The organism is Marinobacter antarcticus, from assembly GCF_011049865.1.
Classification (GTDB): Bacteria; Pseudomonadota; Gammaproteobacteria; order Pseudomonadales; family Oleiphilaceae; genus Marinobacter; species Marinobacter antarcticus_A.
In genome coordinates, this window is record NZ_DRGY01000100.1 from 1 (window position 1) to 19,035 (window position 19,035).

The following is a 19,035-nucleotide window of genomic DNA, read 5'->3' on the forward strand; positions in this document are numbered from 1 at the left end:
ATCACTGCGAAAAGCGAAAGCACAAAAAACGGAATCGGTTGACCCATCGTGACCGTTCAGAGTACAAAACCCACTCCAGCGTGATGGCCGTGTGCAAATCGGTCACGATCCCCGGAATGACCGGTCACGTTCGCCGGAATACGCACATATTCAGTTTCGGTTCGGGTGGCTGTGTTAATATACAGATGCTAGTGTCTCAATCTAGTCGCAATGGCTCGGTATATGGTCTTCTGATTGGGCGGTGAAAGCACTGCTTTCTTTGCCTCCTCTTTGAGAGATCCAAGATGGATTGACATAGAGGTTGCCATAATGGAAGACAGTGATCGTCTATTGCCTAGTAACAATGCTCACGAGGTCATGGCAGATGTCTACGAGGACTTTCGGCGTTTTCTTACACGTCGGCTTGGCGATAAAGACGAGGCTGCCGACGTTCTGCACGATTTTTACGTCAAGGTGCTTACACGAATTGGTGACGTTCGCGAGAAAGAAAAGCTTCGTGCCTGGATGCGCCGCGTGCTTGAGACGAGCCTGATCGACTATTACCGGGCTCAGAGCAAAAAGCGCCAATCTGAGAAAAAGTATTGCTATCTCGAATTGGCGAGTCTCGATAACAACGTTGAAGACGACCTCAATGTTATTGACTGCACGTTCCTCTACAAACTCCTGCCGACCTTGAAGCCAAGCTACACCGAAATTTTATGGCGTGCTGAGCTTATCGGTGAGCCCCGTAAAACGATCGCGGCGGCCTTCAATATTTCGGAGAGCAATTTGCGGGTGCGTTTGCACCGGGCGCGGGAGGCTCTGCGAAAGCGGCTGGAGGAGACCTGCCAAGGCCGCCCAATCCAATTACGGTGGAACGGCTCGCTGAGCTCTCCATCTTCAACCTGAGCTCAACTCTGGGCCTGATTGACAGATCCAGTGTTGATCGGGGGCATAAGCCCCGCTGACTTTCAAGAACGACTGGCGAAGAGTTTCGTTACAGTTTGATGACAGTCGCCGGCTCGTCCAGCCTCTCGCGGATCGTCAGATAGTCTCGGGTTAGCGGTACCGCGTCCTGCTTTTTGGCAAGCTGGATTTGAAAGACGACATGGCCGTTGTGCCGAAATGCCACTTCGCTGGCAACAAGGTAGAACCGCCACATGCGGCAGAATTGCTCGTCATAGATTGAACGTGCTCGGTCCAGATTGGCCTCGAATCGATTGCGCCACTCCTTCAACGTCTCTGCATAGTGCAGCCGCCACACCTCGACATCGGTGACATAGAGGCCGGACTGTTCGGCGATGGCAAGTACCTCCGACAGGGCTGGGCTATAGCCGCCGGGGAAAATATAATTGGCGATCCAGGGATTGGTTGCTCCCGGCCCATCGGCTCGGCCGATCGTGTGCAGCAGGGCGACGCCATCATCTGTGAGATGGTCTCGCAGGATTGCGAAGAACTCCTTGTAGTGTGGTACCCCGACATGCTCAAACATGCCCACTGACACGATCCGGTCAAAAGTGCCGTCGATATCGCGGTAGTCTTGCAGAAGGAATTGAGCACGGTCGCCAAGACCCTCGGTTTGAGCACGTTTTTCGGCGATTTTGTGTTGCTCATGCGAGAGGGTCACCCCGGTGACGCGCGCGCCATGGTCGCGGGCAAGATGAAGCCCAAGCCCGCCCCAGCCGCAGCCAATATCGAGAACCCGTTGTTCTGGCGCCAGGAGGAGTTTGGTGGCGATCAGCGCTTTCTTGTTCCTTTGCGCTGTTTCAAGAGTGTCACCCGCTTCTCGAAAATAGGCGCAGGAGTATTGACGGTCGGCGCCCAGGAACAAATCGTATAGCTCACCGGACAGGTCGTAGTGATGCGCCACGTTGCGTCGAGCTCGCCCGGCAGGGTTAAACTGCGCGAGCCTGCGGCAAAGCCGCCGAAGGTGTGCTAGCCAGCGATGGTGCCATAGGTCGGGCTGAAGCGTCAGATTAACGACCAGCAGCTCAATCAACCCGTAGATATCATCCTGGTCGACAGTGAGGGTGCCGTCCATATAGGCCTCACCCAGTGCGAGGTTGGGATTGATCAGGAGTTTGCGTGGCAGGGAGCGCGCGTGCAAACGCATGGTGACGGCGGATGTCGACCCGTCACCGTATGCTATTGACTGTCCGTCAGGATAGGCGACGACCAGGCGCCCCTGCTTGATCAGGCGCTTCAAAAAAATCGAGAGCAATCTTGTCCACATCGTTTTATCTCGTCGTTGCGATCTTTAAGCCGTTAAAAGAATCACTTCCTCGGGCTATTTGATCCTGGGTTGTCGCATCGAAGCGGGCGTATCGGCATTTCGCTTTGCGGGTACTCACTATAAAGACGGCAAGTTGGACCGTTCGTTACACGCCTAAGGCCCCGCTCAGAACGCTCGATCTACCAAAACTGTAACGATTTTTTTTTCCTCACGTCTTTATCGTTATATAGATTGCTGAGAAATCATTATCTGTCGGATCGGAATAAGGGGTTAAGAAATGGAATGGCTTGCGGAGAACTGGATTTGGCTTCTTGTGGGGATCGCATTCGTGGGTTTGCATCTTTTCGGTCATGGAGGCCATGGAGGTCATGGAGGCCATGATGATAAAAAAAGACCGAATCCGAGTTCACGGAACGAGAGCAAGGAGGATGAATCTGGCTCGCACCGACATTAGTGGGCCTCAGGCACGGTTCTGATGCGGAGAGATATCCCGTATGCGAAACAGAATTCGCCAGATCACGAGCGCAGAGACAGGGCAAACAACTGCAAATGAATAGGGACGGACGTAATGCTGAACACAAAGTTAGTAACCTGGACGCTGGGAATCTGGGCCAGCATCACCTTCGTGGTGTGCGTCATTTACGGCCTGGTAACGCCGCAAAGTCTTCATATGAGTGGGCTTCTTGAACAGCTTTTGCCGGCATTCAAGTGGCTGACGTGGTGGGGCTTCTTGTTGGGCCTGGTTGAAAGCTTTCTCTACGGTGCCTATGCAGGGCTTGTGTTCTGCCCCATTTACAATTTCCTGTACCGCCGCTTTAATGCGAAATGACACATCTGACCGGCGCCGCCGTTCGGCCTCCGCCTAAATCTGTGGCTGTTCTTCGTTGGGAGTGCCGCCATACTCTACCCGAGTTGGCCATTTTTCGTTGCCGCCTGGCGAGCGCTTCGCAACGGCGTGCTCAATATGGCCGTGTTCGTGGTCCTGTCTGTGGGCACGGGATATCTGTTCAGCGTCGGCGCGACGATCAATAAGAGCGGAAGTTTCAAATACCGCGCAACCCGCGCAACTGCTTGCCGACAAGGCGTCGCAATGGCTGGTGCTGATCGCTGCCGTCATTGGCCTTGCGACCTTCGCTGTTTGGTTCTGGTGGATTGGTCAGCCTCTGCTTTTCGCCCTGACGCTGATCATCATCGTTTTCGTGATTGCCTGTCTGGACGCGCTTGGGAGCTTGGCAGAATTATTAAAGTGAAGTCTTTGGGCCGTATTGGTTCCCAATTGATAGATGTCAATTGATGGGCACGATCTATGGGATAGGCTCAAATCAAGTAGTGTCGAGCTGCGTTAATACGGGCTCACTGCAAGCGCAGCCAAAGAGACCCGGTCTGTGGTATGGAGATCAGCCCCATCGCCGCCGTTGATCAACTCATTCACGAGGGCAAGGCCTATTACTTTTGTTCCAACGCATGCTCGGAGGCATTCGAGGCTGAGCCTGCGAAATATATCCGGGTTCACCGTCAACACGGAATTCGGTCGGAATAACACTACTAATGCGTTGTATCGCTATTACAGGTAAATCAAGCCATGAATGAATCGTTCAACCACGCTGGAGCCTGGGGTATCACACTGATCGTTATCGTTTTGGTGTCTTGGTTCTTCTATCGTTATTTCGCACCGAGGAACTGGCGGGAATGGGCCGGCGCCGGGGTGGTGCAGGCCTTTATTATCGCGCTTTATGCCGAAATGTACGGCTTTCCGCTCACCATCTATCTGCTGGTGCGGTTTTTCGGCCTGGACAGCGACTACGTCAGCGCAAGTTTATGGTCGACTTTGGTAGGGCTGGGTGAAACCGGCATGTTGATCTCAATGCTGCTCGGCTATGCGGTCGCGTTTACCGGGATTGGGCTTTTCATTCAGGGTTGGCGCCAGGTCCACAAGGCACGAGGCGAAAACCGTCTGGTGACAGACGGGCTGTATGCGTATGTGCGGCATCCACAATACACGGGGTTGTTCATCGCCTTGTTCGGCGAAGGGGTGGTGCACTGGCCAACGCTGTTCTCGATCGGCCTTTTTCCAGTAATCGTGCTCGTATACACATGGCTGGCCCGACGGGAGGAACAGCAGGTCCAGGAGCAGTTTGGCGAGGCCTACCGCGCCTATCAGCGGCGGGTGCCGATGTTCATTCCCCGTTGGGGGCAATGGCGTCAGCTCGCCACTGCTTCACGAGACAGCAGCGATGACAATGCTAAGTGAGCACCTCTTGCGCAGTACGCTCAATGCTTGGACGGGTAAATGGACTCTCCGATTTTTTTACGCCCTGGCCCGTTGTGCAACAGTTTTTCGTTGCTATTGCTTATCAGTTATCTGCTGTATCGACGCGTCGTCAAAGACAGTGACCTCTAAAGCCCTGGATTTGAGCAGATATGAAACGGCTGAGGTCGTTAGCCCCCTGACTATTTCCGATTGGATTTTTATCTGAATTCAGGATCAAAGATTAATCATTAAAGCGTTACTCGTAGCGCCAATTTTGGACTTGATTCAGAAAAGCAACAGGTTAGAAGCTAATTTTGGAGTGCGCTCAAGATGGATATCAAAACATTCAGAGAACTAATCAATTGGACGCGAGATCTGCACGCACACTTGGCGCGTTGCCTGTCTCATTGCGCGACAAAGAATGAAGAAGAACGGGCTCGGGCATTGTTGGATTATCTCGCAAAACATGAGTCTGAAATCGAGCGCATAGTCGAAGAATTTGAACGGCAGGGAGACCCCAAGGCTTTGGAAACAAGAGTCTATGACTATCTTTCACATCAGCCGATCAAGACCCATCGAACATGCGATGAACACTACGCCCGACTCGATTTCAACAGCATTTGCCGGGAAGTATTCGATTTCCATGAGCAGATTATTGAGCTCTACAAAACACTGGTTGGAAAAGCCGAAATTCCTGAAGCAAAGGAACTGCTCGAATCACTTTTGACGATGGAGCAAAACGAATCCAAGCGCCTCGCTCGACAGATTGGCCGGATGGACGATATTTGATGGCCGCGTGACACCGTGGCGGCTTCCAACCATTGAAAGTCTATCGGAAGGTTGTGCCTCTTCAAATCCTGAATTCAGACAGTAATCAAAAGGATCATCGAACTATGTCCTCGCAAGATCACACCGCCCACTCCGTAAAGTCAGCGACCGTCGGGGCGGACGCAAAATACACCTGTCCCATGCATTCTCAAGTCCGTCAGGCCAAACCCGGGGCCTGCCCGCTTTGTGGAATGGGGTTGGAGGTTGAATCGGTCGCAGTGGGTGATGAGGGACCCAATCCGGAACTTGTGGATTTCACTCGTCGCTTTTGGGTCGCACTAGTTTTTTCAATACCATTGTTGATTCTAACCATGTCTCCCTTCGTCGGTATTACGGCGGTTCGCGACTTTTTTGGTGAGCGCATGTCGTAGTGGGTTGAGCTGATCCTTGCGACACCCGTGATTCTCTGGTCAGGTTGGCCGTTCTTTATTCGTGGCTATAATTCTTTTCGAACCATGAATCTGAACATGTTCAGCCTGATTAGTATGGGCGTGGGAGCAGCCTATATTTTCAGCATTGTTGCGGTGCTGGCGCCGGGTATATTTCCGGAGGGGTTCCGCGGAGCAGGTGGTCACGTTGGTGTTTATTTCGAAGCGGCCGCCGTCATCGTCACGTTGGTTCTGCTGGGTCAGGTGATGGAACTTCGTGCTCGCGAAGGTACTGGTAAGGCTATCCGTGCACTGCTCGATATGGCCGCCAAAACAGCGCGACTGATCAACGCAGATGGCACAGAGGCAGAAGTTCCCCTGGAAGATGTAAAAGTTGGCGACCACTTACGGGTGCGGCCAGGTGACAAAGTACCGGTAGACGGGGTGGTTGTTGAAGGCCGGTCGTCCATTGATGAGTCAATGATATCCGGCGAGCCCGTACCGGTGGAAAAGGTGGGCGGTGACAAGGTCACCGGGGCCACAATTAATGGAACCGGCAGCCTGGTGATGGAAGCAACCCGCGTAGGGACGGACACCACGTTGAGCCAGATTGTCGAGATGGTTGCCAATGCTCAGCGCAGTCGTGCTCCAATCCAAAAGTTCGCAGACATGGTGGCCGGCAAATTTGTACCGGCCGTTATTGGGATAGCTGCGCTGTCATTTGTCGCTTGGGCAATCTGGGGTCCGGCGCCTGCGCTGTCCTATGCGCTGGTGTCAGCGGTTGCCGTGTTGATCATTGCCTGCCCGTGCGCATTGGGACTTGCAACCCCCATGTCGATCATGACTGCGACGGGTCGTGGCGCACAATTGGGTGTGCTTATAAAGAACGCAGAAGCCCTCGAACGCTTTGCTAAAGTTGATACCTTAATTGTCGACAAAACCGGTACCTTGACCGAAGGAAAGCCAAAGCTCGTCGCGGTTTTGCCCGAGTCCGGCCACGATGAAACAGAGATTCTGCGGTTAGCGGCCACGCTGGAAAAGGGGTCTGAACATCCCTTGGCTGAAGCGATTGTCGCGGGCGCCGAAGCACGTAATGTGACACTCGGTAAAGCCGATGATTTTGAGGCCATAACAGGTAAGGGCGTCAAAGGCGTGGTTGACGGAAAGCCGGTGGCACTGGGGAATGCCAAAATGCTGGAAGAGCTAGGGCTGAATGGAGGCCATCTGGTTGAGGTTGCCAACACCCGACGAGACGAAGGTGAAACAGTGATGTTCGTCGTATTGGATGGTGCATTAGCCGGCCTCGTCAGCGTAGCTGACCCGGTCAAAAAAACAACCCCGGCAGCGCTGCGTGCGCTTCATGAACTGGGTTTCCGAATTATTATGGCAACCGGCGATAACGAGCGAACTGCCAAGGCTGTTGCCGCTAAGTTAGGCATCGATGAAATCCGAGCGGATGTCCTGCCAGAAGACAAGGCCCGCATCATCAAGGAACTGCAGGCCAGGGGCCACAAGGTGGCGATGGCCGGCGACGGGGTCAACGACGCCCCGGCGTTGGCTCAGGCGGATGTCGGTATCGCCATGGGGACAGGTGCAGACGTTGCCATTGAAAGTGCCGGATTTACGTTGGTGAAGGGAAACCTGGACGGGATTGTCCGGGCAAGGAAACTCTCCGTTGCAACGATGCGCAATATCAAACAAAACCTGTTTTTTGCATTGGTGTACAACGGGGCAGGGGTTCCCATCGCTGCGGGTGTGCTCTATCCCTTTACCGGTTTTCTGATAGGCCCGATTTTCGCCGCTTTTGCAATGAGTGCGTCTTCCCTCTCTGTGGTTATGAACGCCTTACGCTTACGACGCGAGAAAATCTAGGAAGGGGTGTGACCGTGAAGATTGTGGTTTTTGAAACGGAGCAATGGGAATGCGATATCCTGCAGCGAATGTGCTGTGACCACGAGATCATCTTCACCGAGGAGCCGCTTCGGCGAGAGTGGTTGGTACCGGATCTATTGGAAAACGGGTCGCGAGGATTGCGCAAGGCTTTGGCTTGAACGTAATAGCCTACGATCCCAAGCCGGATGCGGTGTTTGCCGCCCTTTTCAACGTATCTTACATGGATATGGATGGCCTTTTGCAGCAGTCCGATATCGTGACTTTGTCAGAGGTTCCGTAATTCTATATATACAGCATCTCTTGCTCTTTTGATTGGGGCCCTCAGTACCGTTATTTGTCGTATGGACCTTCTCAATAGTGCCATGAACTGGACCCATCCAAATTATGTTGATCTTTATTGGAACAATGCAGCTATCAGTGGTTTGAGGGTTTTGGGAGCTCCGCTTGAAGAGCTGCTCTTTGCGTCAACGCTGGGTGCATTGTGGAGTAATTTCTATGAGCATCGCTACTGGCAGGAAAAAATTTAAGAAACGGAGTAATCATTATGCAGAACTTGACAGACACCAGCCATCCAGTGATGCCTGTTCGCCATCGACAGCTGCAAGATGTCTTCGAATGCGGCTAAGGAATGGTCGGGCAGCTTTAAGGAGCTGGGCGAGAAGCGGGCCAAATTGCGACGCCTGATCCGCCACCATCTGTAAGAACATCACCAGCGGGATAAGGCAGAAACCGAATATTGGCGAATTATGGACAGATGGCGGCGTGAACGTCAAAAACGAACTGCGGAAGAAAGATCCGCTGTGTGATCAGACATGTGCACCCGTGCTGAACGCGCTGTTGACCTGTTTGCGGCATACAGGTCCTAAACTCCGGCCCTGGTAAAGATAAAGGAAAGTGAATAATGAAGATTGTAACGACCACGCTGGGCGTTATCACACTTGCCGTTCTCGCACTACTCGCTGTGATGTACACGGGTGCCTTCAATATCGCCACCGCGTGGGAGGATCCAGCGTTGCTACGCTGGGTGTTGGTCACCACCCGGGAGAGTTCAATCGAACGTCGCGCGCAGACCGTGCAGGCGCCGGATCTCGACGTCACGAACCGCATCAATAACGGCTTTCACCGATACCGGGAGGCGTGCGCCCTCTGCCACACACCACCCGGAGGAAAATTATCACCGCTGGCGAAAGGGCTCAATCCGGAACCGCCGGATCTCTCGAAGGGTGAAGATGTCATGTCCGATGCCGAGGTGTTCTGGGTGCTCAAGAATGGCATCCGCATGACTGGCATGCCTGCCTGGAGTCCAGCGTATAGTGACCAGGAGTTATGGGATATCGTGGCGTTTTTGAAAGCACTTCCGGACTTGGGCACTGAGGGCTACCGCGCACTGGACTCCAAATGGCCGCCGGGACGGAAATAAAGACAAAGACACCGGGTTGGTGCAGTTTGTTATGGGCTTCGTCGCGACGCTCCTTATTAGCGTGTACTTTGTAACGTCAGCCGATTCCGGGGCATTGGTGATAAATATCATCCTGTCCGGAGGGCAACTTGAGCCACCAAAAATATCGCGAGCAGGTTGGGCCGTTGGCAATGGTGTGCTCACGGCTGTGTTACTGGTAGCAGGTGGCATTGCCGTCCTTCAGGATGCGGTCATACTTGCGGCTTTGCCATTTTCGCTGGTTATTGTGGTTATGGTGGCCGGCCTGTTGAAGGCGTTACGAAGCGAGCCATTGGCGGCACCGAGAGAGGGCTGTAAGCACAGTCGGGCCGCAGAGCCGTGGACGGGGTCAGATGATTCAGGAGCATGACCTGATATGCACTTTTTGAAAAACAGCTTGCGCCGGTTGCTCCACAACGCCGCCTCATCACTTGCCGACACAAGCCGGGTCTTGGGTACGGCGTTCTTCAGATATCCGGCTTCAGCCTCACTGAGTCCCCAGGCGCGCAGGGACGGGGGATCGGACAGCAGGATCAGGTTTCGTTTGTCGGCAATGAACGCATGCACACGGGGGTTAGTGTGCCATCGTCGCGATGTCCGCCCGGGGTATAAAAATCGGCGTGTTTGAAAAGAGGTGATGGAGTTCGGGACTCGCCGATGGCTCGTATCCAGCGCCTACAAATTGATGTTCGAGGCTCTCGTTGAGGGCTTTAAATCAGAGATTCCCAAGCTTTTTTCTTTCCAGGTTACCGGTCATGCGCTGAAAAATTGTAGGAGGTAGGCTTATGGCAACTGTATCGAGCCAGGCACTCTCACCAAAAACCATCGTCGGAATGGTGATTGTCGCCATTTTGTGGGCCATCTGCTTTCCTTTCATCAGTGTTGGGTTGCCGGATGCGCCTCCATTACTGTTTGCATCGCTAAGGGCATTATTGGCGGGTTTATGCTTGGTTGTCATTGGAATGAAAATGGGGCGCAGGTTTCACTGTTCACTCCGACGGCTGGGAATGCTTGCTTTGATTGGATTTAGTTACACTGGGATGGGGCTGGGTGGAATGTTTCTCGGAGCAGGCAATGTCGGGCCGGGAATCGCAACTGTGTTGGCCAATGCACAGCCTCTGTTCGCTGCTGTACTCTCGATTTTTGTGCTCAGGGAAGCAATCACAGCCCGGGTTGCCTTGGGCCTATTAATTGGCTTTGTCGGAGTGATTGTTCTGGCTTTACCTGAATTTGACTTTGGAACAGATCGATTTGTAGGTACATTATATGTACTTGGTGGAGCTGTTGGAACGGCTATAGGAAATGTCCTGTTGAAGCTTCAGGCCGACGAGGGAGATGGGTATTGGCCGATGGGAATTCAGTTAATCCTGGGTGCAATATTCCTGTTTTTCGCCTCTTTGCTGGCGGATGAAGGCTTTGAGGTTGACTGGACATGGTCTTTTGCCAGTGCCGTCTTCATACTTGCAGTTCCTGCAACCGCTTTGATGGTTTCTTTATGGTATTGGCTGCTGGCCAGAGCACCTTTGATCAAGCTTAACCCATTTACCTTTTTGACACCGGCCTTCGGCTTACTTATCGGGGCTTTATTCTTCGATGAAACGTTTAGTGTGGTGGAACTCGCAGGGATCGCGATCACTATTGTGGGACTGATAGTGATCGTCGTAGTTCCATCGCGAAAAAAACGTATCGCTTAGGGCGCACGGCAACCATAATAAGATCATGAAGTCGATTAAAAGGGGTAGGTGTGTCCGCCATGGCGCTGGCCTGGTCAGGCTCGACCTTTGAGATTATAGCCCTGGCATCCCGTGCCTTCGCTTTTTATTACCTGCTGCAGTGCCTTGTCGCGCTATCCGTTTGCCACCGCAGTCTCTCTGAAATCTGGCGACATTAAGTCAGTTAAGCTGATTGAGCAGCACCTGTGCCGCCAGGCCTATCCCCAATGTAAATGCAAACGCAATGGCCCCCACCAGTGTAACCAGCGGCATGGGCGTAAGCCCCGTTGCCCCGACAGTGTCGCTCTGCCGATACATTGGCACGACGATGCGCAAATAGACTGCCAGAGACAGCACGCTGTTGAGAATGGCAACTACAACCAGCCAGGTAAAACCGGCATCTATTGATGCCGCAAATAGCAGGAATTTCCCAACGAAACCGGCCAGAGGTGGGATGCCAGCCAGCGACAACAGAAAGACCACCATCGCCACGCCCAGGACAGGGTTTGTTCGCCCAATGCCAGAGAAGGCATCGAGCGTTCGCCCGACACGCATGACGACGGCAAATGCGCCCAGGTTCATCGCCACGTAGGCGGCCGCAAAAACAACCATGGATTCGAATGCCAGCGAACTGACACCCACGGCGACCATGGCAAGGAGGAAATAACCGGCCTGGGCAATGGATGAATAGGCGAGCAATCGTACAATATTGTCCTGCACCAGCGCCGCCAGATAACCATAGGCCATACTTAATACGGAAACTACGGCGATGATCAGTGGCCAATCCATCGTGACGGGTAAGTGACGGACTACCTGTGCCAGCGCGAAAATTGCGCCAACCTTGGGAACCACCGACAGATACGCGGCAACCGATACAGGCGCGCCTTCATAGGCATCCGGTGCCCAGAAATGAAACGGAACCAAAGAAGCTTTATAGCCCAGCCCGATAATCACGGCGATCAGGCCGACGGCAGCGATCAGGGGCTTGCCCTCCAAGCGGGTCAAGTCACTGAGCAGGGTCGAGCCGGTGCCGCCAAACCAGTAACTGAGACCGAAGATCATCACACTGCCGGTGACCGAAGCAAAGACAAAAAACTTCATTGAGGCTTCAGTGGCGATGTTGTTGCGGGGGTAGGCGACCAGGGCAAAGGAGCCCAGGCCGGACATCAATACGCCCAGCACCAGCAGCATGGTGTCACCCGCGCCGGCCAATACTAACGAACCCAGGGTGACCAGCGATAGCAACACATAGACAGTGCCTTCGCGGTCACTGTCTGCGAGCTCTGCCCGCGCCAGTATAAGGGCCAGTGCCGTTGCTGGCAGCAAAATAAGCTTTGCCCAGACACTCAGTGTATCGATGCGATATGTGCCACTGAATATGCCGGTGTCCTGGCCTAAAAGCGGCAGAGTCAGAACGGTCGCAACCAGCAGGCCGGCCAGCATGACCACCAGCGCTGTACGGGGCAGGTGCAGCATTTCGGCTACCAGCGCGGCAACAATGCTGAGAAGTAGAATGATCTCGGGGATCAGCAGAATAAGGTCAGAAGCCATCAGAACTGCAGCGCCGCTGTGGTCTTGTGAATGATGTCTAACACCCAGGACGGTGCGATGCCCACTACAATAATCAATATCAACAGCGGAGCCAGTGCGAGTATTTCACGTCGGTTCAGATCCTTCATGTCGCTCCACCGGTCGTTTGCCTCACCAAGAAACACCTGGCTGATCGCCTTCAGATAAAGGCCTGCGGTAATAACGATACCAAGAATAGCGATGACCGCCATTGGTTCGACCTGCAGGGTCGCCAGAAAGATCTGAAACTCGGCCGGAAAGTGCGCCAGACCGGGCAAGCCCAGAGAAGCGAAAGCGGCCAGCATGAAAGACCAGCCAAGCACCGGTGTCAGCTGTAGCAGGCCACCGAATTGGTCCATCTCCCGGGTGTGGGCACGATCTTGTAGCATGCCGACAAGCAAAAACAGGGCGCTGGTGACAAGGCCATGGCTGACCATTTGCAGAACCGCACCATCGAGTGCAATTGTGCGTACCGTCGGGTCGAGCGCCAGCCCGGCAATGGCGACTCCGACGATGACATAACCCATGTGGTTAACGGACGTATAGGCGATCAAACGCTTGAGGTCGCTCTGCGCCAGAGCGGCAAATGCACCATAAAGAGCGGCGATGACACCGAAAGTCAGAATGACGATACCAGCTTCATGAAAGGCGTCTGGTGTCATCTGCAAGGAAAATCGCACCAGCCCATAGGTGCCAAATTTCAGCATCACCCCAGCAAGTATGACGCTACCGGCCGTAGGTGCCTGCACGTGTGCGGCAGGTAGCCATGTGTGTAAAGGGAATACCGGTGTCTTGACCGCAAAGGTAAACAGCATTGCAACTAATGCCCACATGGCTGCCGCGCCGGCCAGAGGTGGGTTGTCGATCCAGGCGCGCATGTCGAAAGTGTGCGGATCACTGCCCAGATATAGCCCAAGTATTGCCAACAGCAGTGGCAGGCTGCCCAGGAAGGTGTAAATAAAAAACATCAGCGCTGCTCGCTGTCGGTCTTCGTGTCCCCAGCCGGCAATCATGAAATACATGGATACCAGTGATATCTCGAAAAATACGTAGAACAGGATACCATCCAGCGCCGTGAAGGTACCGATAGCGGTCGTTTCCAACAGTAGCATCAGCACCACAAAGGCTGGGGCGCGTTCACGCAGCTTGGCAGAATAGATAAAAGTGATGAAAAACAGTAGGGCGCTCAACAGCACCAGCGGCAGACTGATACCGTCAACCCCCACCCGGTAGGCGGCACCGATGGAAGGCATCCAGTCGATCTGTTCAACCTGGGCAAAACCGCTGTCATTAACACCTCGTAACCACATCAACACGCCACCCAAAAGCGTCAAGCCACTGGTTGTTATGCCGATGGCGTGCACTACCCCCGGCGGAGGCCTGCGCAACACCATGATGAGCAGCGCTCCGAGGAGCGGCAGAAACACGGTTATGGACACGATGGGCAGCACGCAGATTGTCTCCTTTAAAAAGTCAGTATTGAAATCAGTAGGGTGGCGAAAATCAACGTGGTAACCACGACGGTGATAACCAGTTCGCGATGGATGAGCCCACTTTGCAGGCGACGGGCGCGACTGCCAAGAGAGGTCACGCCACGAACCAGAGAAAATATCAGCCCGTCGATACCCCGTTCATCGCCAAGGCGCACGGCCTGACCAAGACTGAGTCCAAGTTGCCCCAGAGCCAGCACCCGGTTGTATAGTGCGCGCTCCAGTCGCTCGCAGCTGCGGGCGATAGCGAGTGCGGGCCGCACCATCCAGGTATTGAAGCCGCCAGCGATGGCGAAGCTTCGCTGACTCCATGGCCTCAACGGGCCCAGCAAATGCTGTGCCGGAACAAACCAACCCAGGGTCAGGCCCACTACTGCGGCAACAAGACCCAGCATCATGGCAACATTATTTGCAGGGAGCGGGTCGGAAAACATTGCCTCGATAGCCGGAAAGGCAGCGCCAAGGATGGCGGCCAGAATAACAAGGCACGCCAGCGCCGCTCCCATCCATGCCAGACCGGTGATGTTATGGTGTGCGGTGTTTCCTTGCCAGAGAATACGAAGCGACCGGGCCATATAGGCGCCGGTGAGCAGTGTGCTGGCCAGCACAAGTGTTGTGAATAATGGAGCGTAGGAGGAGGCCAGAGCGGCGGCAATAATGGCATCCTTGGAAAAGAAACCACTCAGCGGGGGAATACCCGTCAAAGCCAGCGCGGCCACAGCAAAACCGAAGAATATCCACGGTCGGTCGCGCCCTGCGCCATGAAGTTCGCTGAACGCCGTGCTATCACGGCTGTGCTGGAACACCCCCGCGCCGAGAAACAGAGAGCTCTTGATGAACGCGTGGGCCAGCAGGTGCAGCAATGCTGCCAGGGGTACCCCAGCCCCGACCGCCACCAGCATCAAGCCATACTGACTGGAAGTCGACGCCGCAAGCGTGCGCTTCAGGTCACTCTCGCCCAGGGCAATCAAACCGGTGACCAGGGTGGTGATACCGCCAACGATACCAATTACCAGCAGTACCTGATCCGGCAACATCGGCGCCGTGCGGATCAGTAGAATCGCGCCCGCGGCCACCAGAGTGGCGGAGTGCAATAGCGCCGAGACTGGGGTGGGGCCGGCCATGGCCCGCTGTAACCAGTCATGTAATGGTGTCTGCGCCGATTTCCCCATGGCTGCGACCAATAGCAGCAGCCCTGCGGCTGTCGCGGCACCACCACCGGTGTTTAACGTGGTGGTGATATTGCTGCTGCCCGCGTCAGCAATGAGGATGAATACCCCAATATAGAGTCCCAGGTCGGCGCTGCGGGTATAAAGGAAGGCGCGGGTGGCAGCGGATCTTACTCCCGGGCGCTGGAACCAGAAACCGATCAGCAAATAGCTGGCAAGTCCGATGAGCTCCCAGGCGGCAAGCAGTAATATCCAGTCGCCGGCGAGCACCAGGGTTTGCATGGCGGCGACAAACAGCAGCATGGTGGCAAAGAAACGAACCTTCTCATCGTCCCGCTTCATGTAGCCGATGGCGTACACCACCACCAGACCGCCAATAATGGCGACCAGGCCTGAAAGCAATGCTGTGAGTGGTGTGGCGACCAGGCTCAGGGGCAGATTCGGCAAACCCGGTAACTGTATCTCGTGGCTCACTCCGGCGCTTGTGTCCGCCAACAGCGCGAGGCTGGCCAGCAGACCGATTGTGGCGCCTGATAGCGCGAACACCTCGGGGATTCGCCGCAGCAACAGAATGAGCATTGCAGCAGCAAGCGGTGCGAGGATCGTGGCGAAAATAAGATTCATCCTTTCAACTCGGCGGCTTCTTCCATTTCAACCGAACCTATGGCGCGGAAACGGGCGATGGCCACACCAAAGCCTACTGCCATTTCTACTGCCATCACGGTCATCACGATCAACACAAACATCTGTCCGGCGGGGGTGTCTGGATGCAGGTAGTGCCAGAATGCGACCAGGTTAACCATGGCGCCGGCCAATATTAACTCCACACCCATCAGGAGCATCACTAGATTGGTTTGCGACAGTGCGCCGTATATGCCGATACCGAACAGCGCTGCGCCGGTGATTAACGCGGGGAACAGTTCAGGCGTCATCAGTTTCGGTTCCTTTTTAAGGGTTCAACCGCCACGGCCGTGGCAGCAATCATGGCGGTAAGGAGTGTGAGACCAGCGGTCTCGAAGATCAGCATTGATCTACCCATCAGCTCAAGCCCCAGATCCTCGATCTGTTGTGCGGAATCCGGTACCGAGCCGGCGAGAGTCCCCCAGTTGGTAAATAGGGCCACGGCTACGATGGCCAAAAATGCCACCAGACCCGTTATCACGGAACGGCGCTTTTGATGGGTCATATCCATCTTGCCCAGACCGCCCGGATCCATCATGAACATCACCATAAAAATCGCCATGATGCTCATTTCCGTGGCCATCATCATGATCTGCAACACACCGAGGAATTCCGCCTGCATCCCGATGAACATGGCACCGATAGCTGTTTGTGAGAACAGCAGGGCCAGTGCGGAACGCATCATCGAATGAGTGCGGAAGACGACTATCCCGAACCACACGGCGGCGAGCCCAAAGAAGCTGATAAAAAACGTCTGTGCGCTGATCATGGCCATACCAACACCTGCAGCCCAACCACAAAGATATTGAGTAGCGCCAGAGGGATACCGAGTTTCCAGCATAAACTCAGCAGATCGGCCTCGCGGACACGCGGCAAAGCCGGCCCGGCCAGCAACATGAGTGCGGTGACCGCCAATATCTTGATGGCGCTCCAGGCCCAGGGAGGCAGCCAGGGCCCTTGCCAGCCACCCAGATAGAAAACGACGATGGTTGCCGCCAGAGTAATAACCAGCACCAAACGTCCAAGCCGAAAGACTGCCAGCCGCACGCCGCTGTATTCCGCTTCCACGCCGCCGGCCAGCTCACTTGTTGCCGTGGTCAGGTCGAACGGCGGCAGAAACGCCAGCGCCATGGCGGCGACGAAAAACAGTACAAATCCCAGTGGCTGGTAAAGAATATTCCATAGATCCGCTTGGGAGGTAACGATTTGGGTGGTCAACAAAGACTCGGCGCGCATCGCCACCGCGGTGACGGGCATAACGATGAGCATGGCATAGGCAATGAGCTGGCCCAGAAAGCGCCAGCCACCGATCATTGCATAGGCGCCGTTCGGCCCCCAGCCGGCCATCAGCAAAGCCACCAGTACATAAACCAGTGCCGCGTTGATGAACAGTACGCCGGTGGCGAGGTCAGTGATGATCAAACCAGGTGTCAGAGGAAGCACCGTGGCGGCAAGCAGTGCCGAGATCAACAACAGGACCGGTGCCACCTCAAAGAAAACCCGGTCGGGTTTGCGCGGTACGATAGATTCCCGGCCCAGCAGGGCGATGCCGGCGGTGATCGGTGCGGCCAGTTGCCAGCGCCCGTTCATAGTCCAGGCTTCGATTACCGCGACCAGGTAAGCACCGACGGCCAATAATAGGAGTATGAGCGCAGTCGTCATTGGCGAATCTCCCAGGGCGACAGATCCAGAGAGCCCACGGCGAGGAGGGCATCGCCCAGCGACTGTTGCTTGGTCAGGGTGTCGATCAGGGTGAGGTGGTGTGTGGAGGGTGTTTCCAACTGCGCTGTTACCACAAGACCCTTTTCCAGGGTCAGATACAGATGAGCTGCGCCGCGGGGTGTTTCAACGAATGCCTCGCCAGCGCCGGTTGCCGAGCCGATGGCAGTTGGCTCGGGTAGTTCGATGGTACCGGCGGCATCAATAAGCGCGAGACTTTGGCTGAGCTCGTCAAGACGTACCTGCAGGCGGGCCATACTATCACCGCTGTCGCGGCTGATTGCCTTGAATCCCAGCGCGGTGTAGACCGGGTTCGTACTTCGTGCGTCGTTGTCAATGCCCACAGCGCGTGCCACGGGGCCTCGCAAGGCATTATCTTGAGCTAGCCGACCGATGCCAGCGTTGCGTGATTTCAGTAATGGTGTCCGGCGCAGGCGTTTGATCAGGCTTGCTAAGTCTGGTTTGAGCGCCATGATTTGCTGATCGTTCGCATACCGGAACTTCAGTTGCATTGTTGCAGCACGTCGTAACAGCCAGTCGAAGCCCATCTGCTGACCGAACAGCGCCAGCCAGCCCAGATGACTGGTGATTCGTTCTCTTTCCAATGCACCAATGCGGCCATGGGCCGCAGTAGTCGTAATGTCGATGCCAGCAGCATTTTCCATCGCCTGGCTGGCAAGAAAGTGATAAGCAAGCGGAGCCAGTGGTTCCATATTGCTCAGCCGCGCTACAAAGCTAAGGGGTTCGAGCGCCGAACGATGAGGCAATGTCACGTTGTCCGTCAGTGTTCCGGCGTTGGAACCGGCAACCGTGTCACCGTCGAGCGTCAATGTCAGCAATAGGCCACTAGGCAAACCCGGGAAAAACGGCCCAAAGGGCACGTCGATCCAGTCCATTGGCAGGCCGTCACTGCTGCGTGGCAGATCTTTGGTAACGTCAATCATGGACATAAACGCATCATCCCCATGATCCATATCCCCATGATCCATATCCCCATGATCCATACCGCTGTGATCCATACCGCTGTGATCCATATCGCCATGATCCATATCGCCATGATCCATATCGCCATGATTCATATCACTTTGATCAGTGCTGGCATGATCATGGGCTTTTGAAGCCTTTGCCTTTCGTGGTTCCAGGGTCATGCCACACTTGGGGCAAGAACCCGGCTCGCTCTGCACGACTTCCGGGTGCATGGGACAGGTGTATTCCTCCGATGCCGCATGATCCATAGACTGATGGTCGTTCGCTTCGTGCTGATGACTGTGTGATCCGTGATCGTGCGTCTCGTGCGGGTGACTGTCGACGTCATTGGCGGACGCCTCGCGCGGCTCCAGAGTCATGCCGCATTTGGGGCAGGAGCCGGGCTCGTCCTGCACTACTTCCGGGTGCATGGGGCAAGTGTATTCGACTCGAACGTGCAACATCGGCGCGTCAAAGTCTGTCACTTCTGGTCGAAAGGCGCCTTCGGCGAAAGCAATTCGAAGTTGGGCAATGCCATCAATCAGGCCTGGCTGTGACAATTCGGCTGTCACATCTGCAGAAGGTAGGGGCGATAGGTCGTCTGTACCCAGAACCAGTAAAGCGCGAGGCCGCGCCATCTGGGCATAGATCACTGCGGCGGCGTTCCGCAGCGCAGGCGAGATATCGCCAACCACGAGCAGCACGCTGGCGTGGCGAGGGCTGGCTACAAGCCGCACGC

23 protein-coding genes and 1 pseudogene are annotated in these 19,035 nt (G+C 55.0%); 15 read left to right on the top strand and 9 right to left on the bottom strand.

The genetic code is table 11. The annotated features are described in order from the left end of the window. Both ENI00_RS12435 and ENI00_RS12440 read left to right on the top strand, forming a co-directional pair. Window positions 1-245, top strand: a 245-nt coding sequence (locus ENI00_RS12435) for a hypothetical protein (RefSeq protein WP_304102773.1), incomplete at its 5' end; no start/stop codon positions are given. A gap of 64 nt (window positions 246-309) precedes the next feature. Next, complete coding sequence (locus ENI00_RS12440) at window positions 310-888, top strand: RNA polymerase sigma factor (RefSeq protein WP_304102775.1); 579 nt, start codon at window positions 310-312, stop codon at window positions 886-888. Between the two features lie 88 nt (window positions 889-976). On the opposite strand, the gene ENI00_RS12445 is transcribed toward ENI00_RS12440, so the two are convergent. Then, window positions 977-2,212: an SAM-dependent methyltransferase gene (locus ENI00_RS12445; protein ID WP_304102779.1), complete on the bottom strand. Its 1,236-nt coding sequence runs from the start codon at window positions 2,210-2,212 to the stop codon at window positions 977-979. A 277-nt stretch (window positions 2,213-2,489) separates the two neighbouring features. Between ENI00_RS12445 and ENI00_RS12450 the strand changes: the two genes are divergently transcribed. Further along, window positions 2,490-2,666 carry a DUF2933 domain-containing protein gene (locus ENI00_RS12450; RefSeq protein ID WP_304102782.1) on the top strand — a complete coding sequence of 59 codons (177 nt, stop codon included), beginning with the start codon at window positions 2,490-2,492 and terminating at the stop codon, window positions 2,664-2,666. A gap of 114 nt (window positions 2,667-2,780) precedes the next feature. Beyond that, a complete protein-coding gene (locus ENI00_RS12455) occupies window positions 2,781-3,041 on the top strand; it encodes a DUF5676 family membrane protein (RefSeq protein WP_304102785.1) in 261 nt (86 codons plus the stop codon). Window positions 3,042-3,074: 33 nt separating this feature from the next. Here the strand turns inward: ENI00_RS12455 and ENI00_RS12460 are convergent, their stop codons facing one another. Further along, a complete protein-coding gene (locus tag ENI00_RS12460) occupies window positions 3,075-3,329 on the bottom strand; it encodes a hypothetical protein (RefSeq protein ID WP_304102788.1) in 255 nt (84 codons plus the stop codon). Here ENI00_RS12460 and ENI00_RS12465 point away from each other — a divergent pair. From ENI00_RS12465 to ENI00_RS12510, 11 genes and pseudogenes are all read left to right on the top strand, one after another. After that, the gene (locus ENI00_RS12465) at window positions 3,310-3,462 is read left to right on the top strand and encodes a hypothetical protein (protein ID WP_304102791.1); all 153 of its coding nucleotides are present in this window, start codon (window positions 3,310-3,312) and stop codon (window positions 3,460-3,462) included. The genes ENI00_RS12460 and ENI00_RS12465 overlap by 20 nt on opposite strands. Window positions 3,463-3,557: 95 nt before the next feature. Next, window positions 3,558-3,752 (top strand): YHS domain-containing protein, encoded by a 195-nt coding sequence (locus ENI00_RS12470; protein ID WP_304102974.1) that lies wholly within the window; start codon window positions 3,558-3,560, stop codon window positions 3,750-3,752. A gap of 42 nt (window positions 3,753-3,794) precedes the next feature. Continuing rightward, window positions 3,795-4,463, top strand: a complete 669-nt coding sequence (locus ENI00_RS12475; protein WP_304102794.1) for a methyltransferase family protein — start codon at window positions 3,795-3,797, stop codon at window positions 4,461-4,463. Window positions 4,464-4,793: 330 nt separating this feature from the next. Beyond that, a complete protein-coding gene (locus ENI00_RS12480) occupies window positions 4,794-5,252 on the top strand; it encodes an ATPase (RefSeq protein WP_304102797.1) in 459 nt (152 codons plus the stop codon). A gap of 167 nt (window positions 5,253-5,419) precedes the next feature. After that, window positions 5,420-7,531, top strand: a pseudogene (locus ENI00_RS12485) (copper-transporting P-type ATPase); the annotation flags it as partial. Window positions 7,532-7,539: 8 nt separating this feature from the next. Further along, complete coding sequence (locus ENI00_RS12490; protein WP_304102799.1) at window positions 7,540-7,710, top strand: hypothetical protein; 171 nt, start codon at window positions 7,540-7,542, stop codon at window positions 7,708-7,710. Further along, entirely contained in the window at window positions 7,707-7,832 is a 126-nt protein-coding gene (locus ENI00_RS12495) for a hypothetical protein (RefSeq protein ID WP_304102802.1), read from the top strand. The genes ENI00_RS12490 and ENI00_RS12495 overlap by 4 nt, the downstream gene beginning before the upstream one ends. An 82-nt stretch (window positions 7,833-7,914) precedes the next feature. Continuing rightward, entirely contained in the window at window positions 7,915-8,079 is a 165-nt protein-coding gene (locus tag ENI00_RS18775; protein WP_414674254.1) for a lycopene cyclase domain-containing protein, read from the top strand. Between the two features lie 374 nt (window positions 8,080-8,453). After that, window positions 8,454-8,972 (top strand): c-type cytochrome, encoded by a 519-nt coding sequence (locus tag ENI00_RS12500; RefSeq protein WP_304102804.1) that lies wholly within the window; start codon window positions 8,454-8,456, stop codon window positions 8,970-8,972. 31 nt (window positions 8,973-9,003) lie between these two features. Continuing rightward, window positions 9,004-9,360 (top strand): BCCT family transporter, encoded by a 357-nt coding sequence (locus ENI00_RS12505; RefSeq protein ID WP_304102976.1) that lies wholly within the window; start codon window positions 9,004-9,006, stop codon window positions 9,358-9,360. 415 nt (window positions 9,361-9,775) lie between these two features. Then, window positions 9,776-10,684, top strand: a complete 909-nt coding sequence (locus ENI00_RS12510; protein WP_304102806.1) for a DMT family transporter — start codon at window positions 9,776-9,778, stop codon at window positions 10,682-10,684. A 198-nt stretch (window positions 10,685-10,882) separates the two neighbouring features. Here ENI00_RS12510 and ENI00_RS12515 read toward each other — a convergent pair whose 3' ends face one another. From ENI00_RS12515 to ENI00_RS18650, 7 genes are read right to left on the bottom strand one after another with little or no spacing between them, the layout of a single operon-like run. After that, the gene (locus ENI00_RS12515; protein WP_304102809.1) at window positions 10,883-12,253 is read right to left on the bottom strand and encodes an NADH-quinone oxidoreductase subunit N; all 1,371 of its coding nucleotides are present in this window, start codon (window positions 12,251-12,253) and stop codon (window positions 10,883-10,885) included. After that, window positions 12,253-13,722: a complex I subunit 4 family protein gene (locus ENI00_RS12520; protein WP_304102811.1), complete on the bottom strand. Its 1,470-nt coding sequence runs from the start codon at window positions 13,720-13,722 to the stop codon at window positions 12,253-12,255. The genes ENI00_RS12515 and ENI00_RS12520 overlap by 1 nt, the downstream gene beginning before the upstream one ends. Window positions 13,723-13,736: 14 nt before the next feature. Further along, window positions 13,737-15,554: an NADH-quinone oxidoreductase subunit L gene (locus ENI00_RS12525; RefSeq protein ID WP_304102813.1), complete on the bottom strand. Its 1,818-nt coding sequence runs from the start codon at window positions 15,552-15,554 to the stop codon at window positions 13,737-13,739. Continuing rightward, window positions 15,551-15,862: an NADH-quinone oxidoreductase subunit NuoK gene (nuoK, locus tag ENI00_RS12530; RefSeq protein ID WP_304102817.1), complete on the bottom strand. Its 312-nt coding sequence runs from the start codon at window positions 15,860-15,862 to the stop codon at window positions 15,551-15,553. The genes ENI00_RS12525 and nuoK overlap by 4 nt, the downstream gene beginning before the upstream one ends. Further along, a complete protein-coding gene (locus ENI00_RS12535) occupies window positions 15,862-16,386 on the bottom strand; it encodes an NADH-quinone oxidoreductase subunit J (protein ID WP_304102819.1) in 525 nt (174 codons plus the stop codon). Before ENI00_RS12535 ends, nuoK begins: the two co-directional genes overlap by 1 nt. After that, window positions 16,377-17,273 carry a complex I subunit 1/NuoH family protein gene (locus ENI00_RS12540; protein ID WP_304102822.1) on the bottom strand — a complete coding sequence of 299 codons (897 nt, stop codon included), beginning with the start codon at window positions 17,271-17,273 and terminating at the stop codon, window positions 16,377-16,379. The genes ENI00_RS12535 and ENI00_RS12540 overlap by 10 nt, the downstream gene beginning before the upstream one ends. Beyond that, entirely contained in the window at window positions 17,270-18,760 is a 1,491-nt protein-coding gene (locus ENI00_RS18650) for a heavy metal-binding domain-containing protein (protein ID WP_414674257.1), read from the bottom strand. The genes ENI00_RS12540 and ENI00_RS18650 overlap by 4 nt, the downstream gene beginning before the upstream one ends. Window positions 18,761-19,035 lie beyond the last annotated feature (275 nt).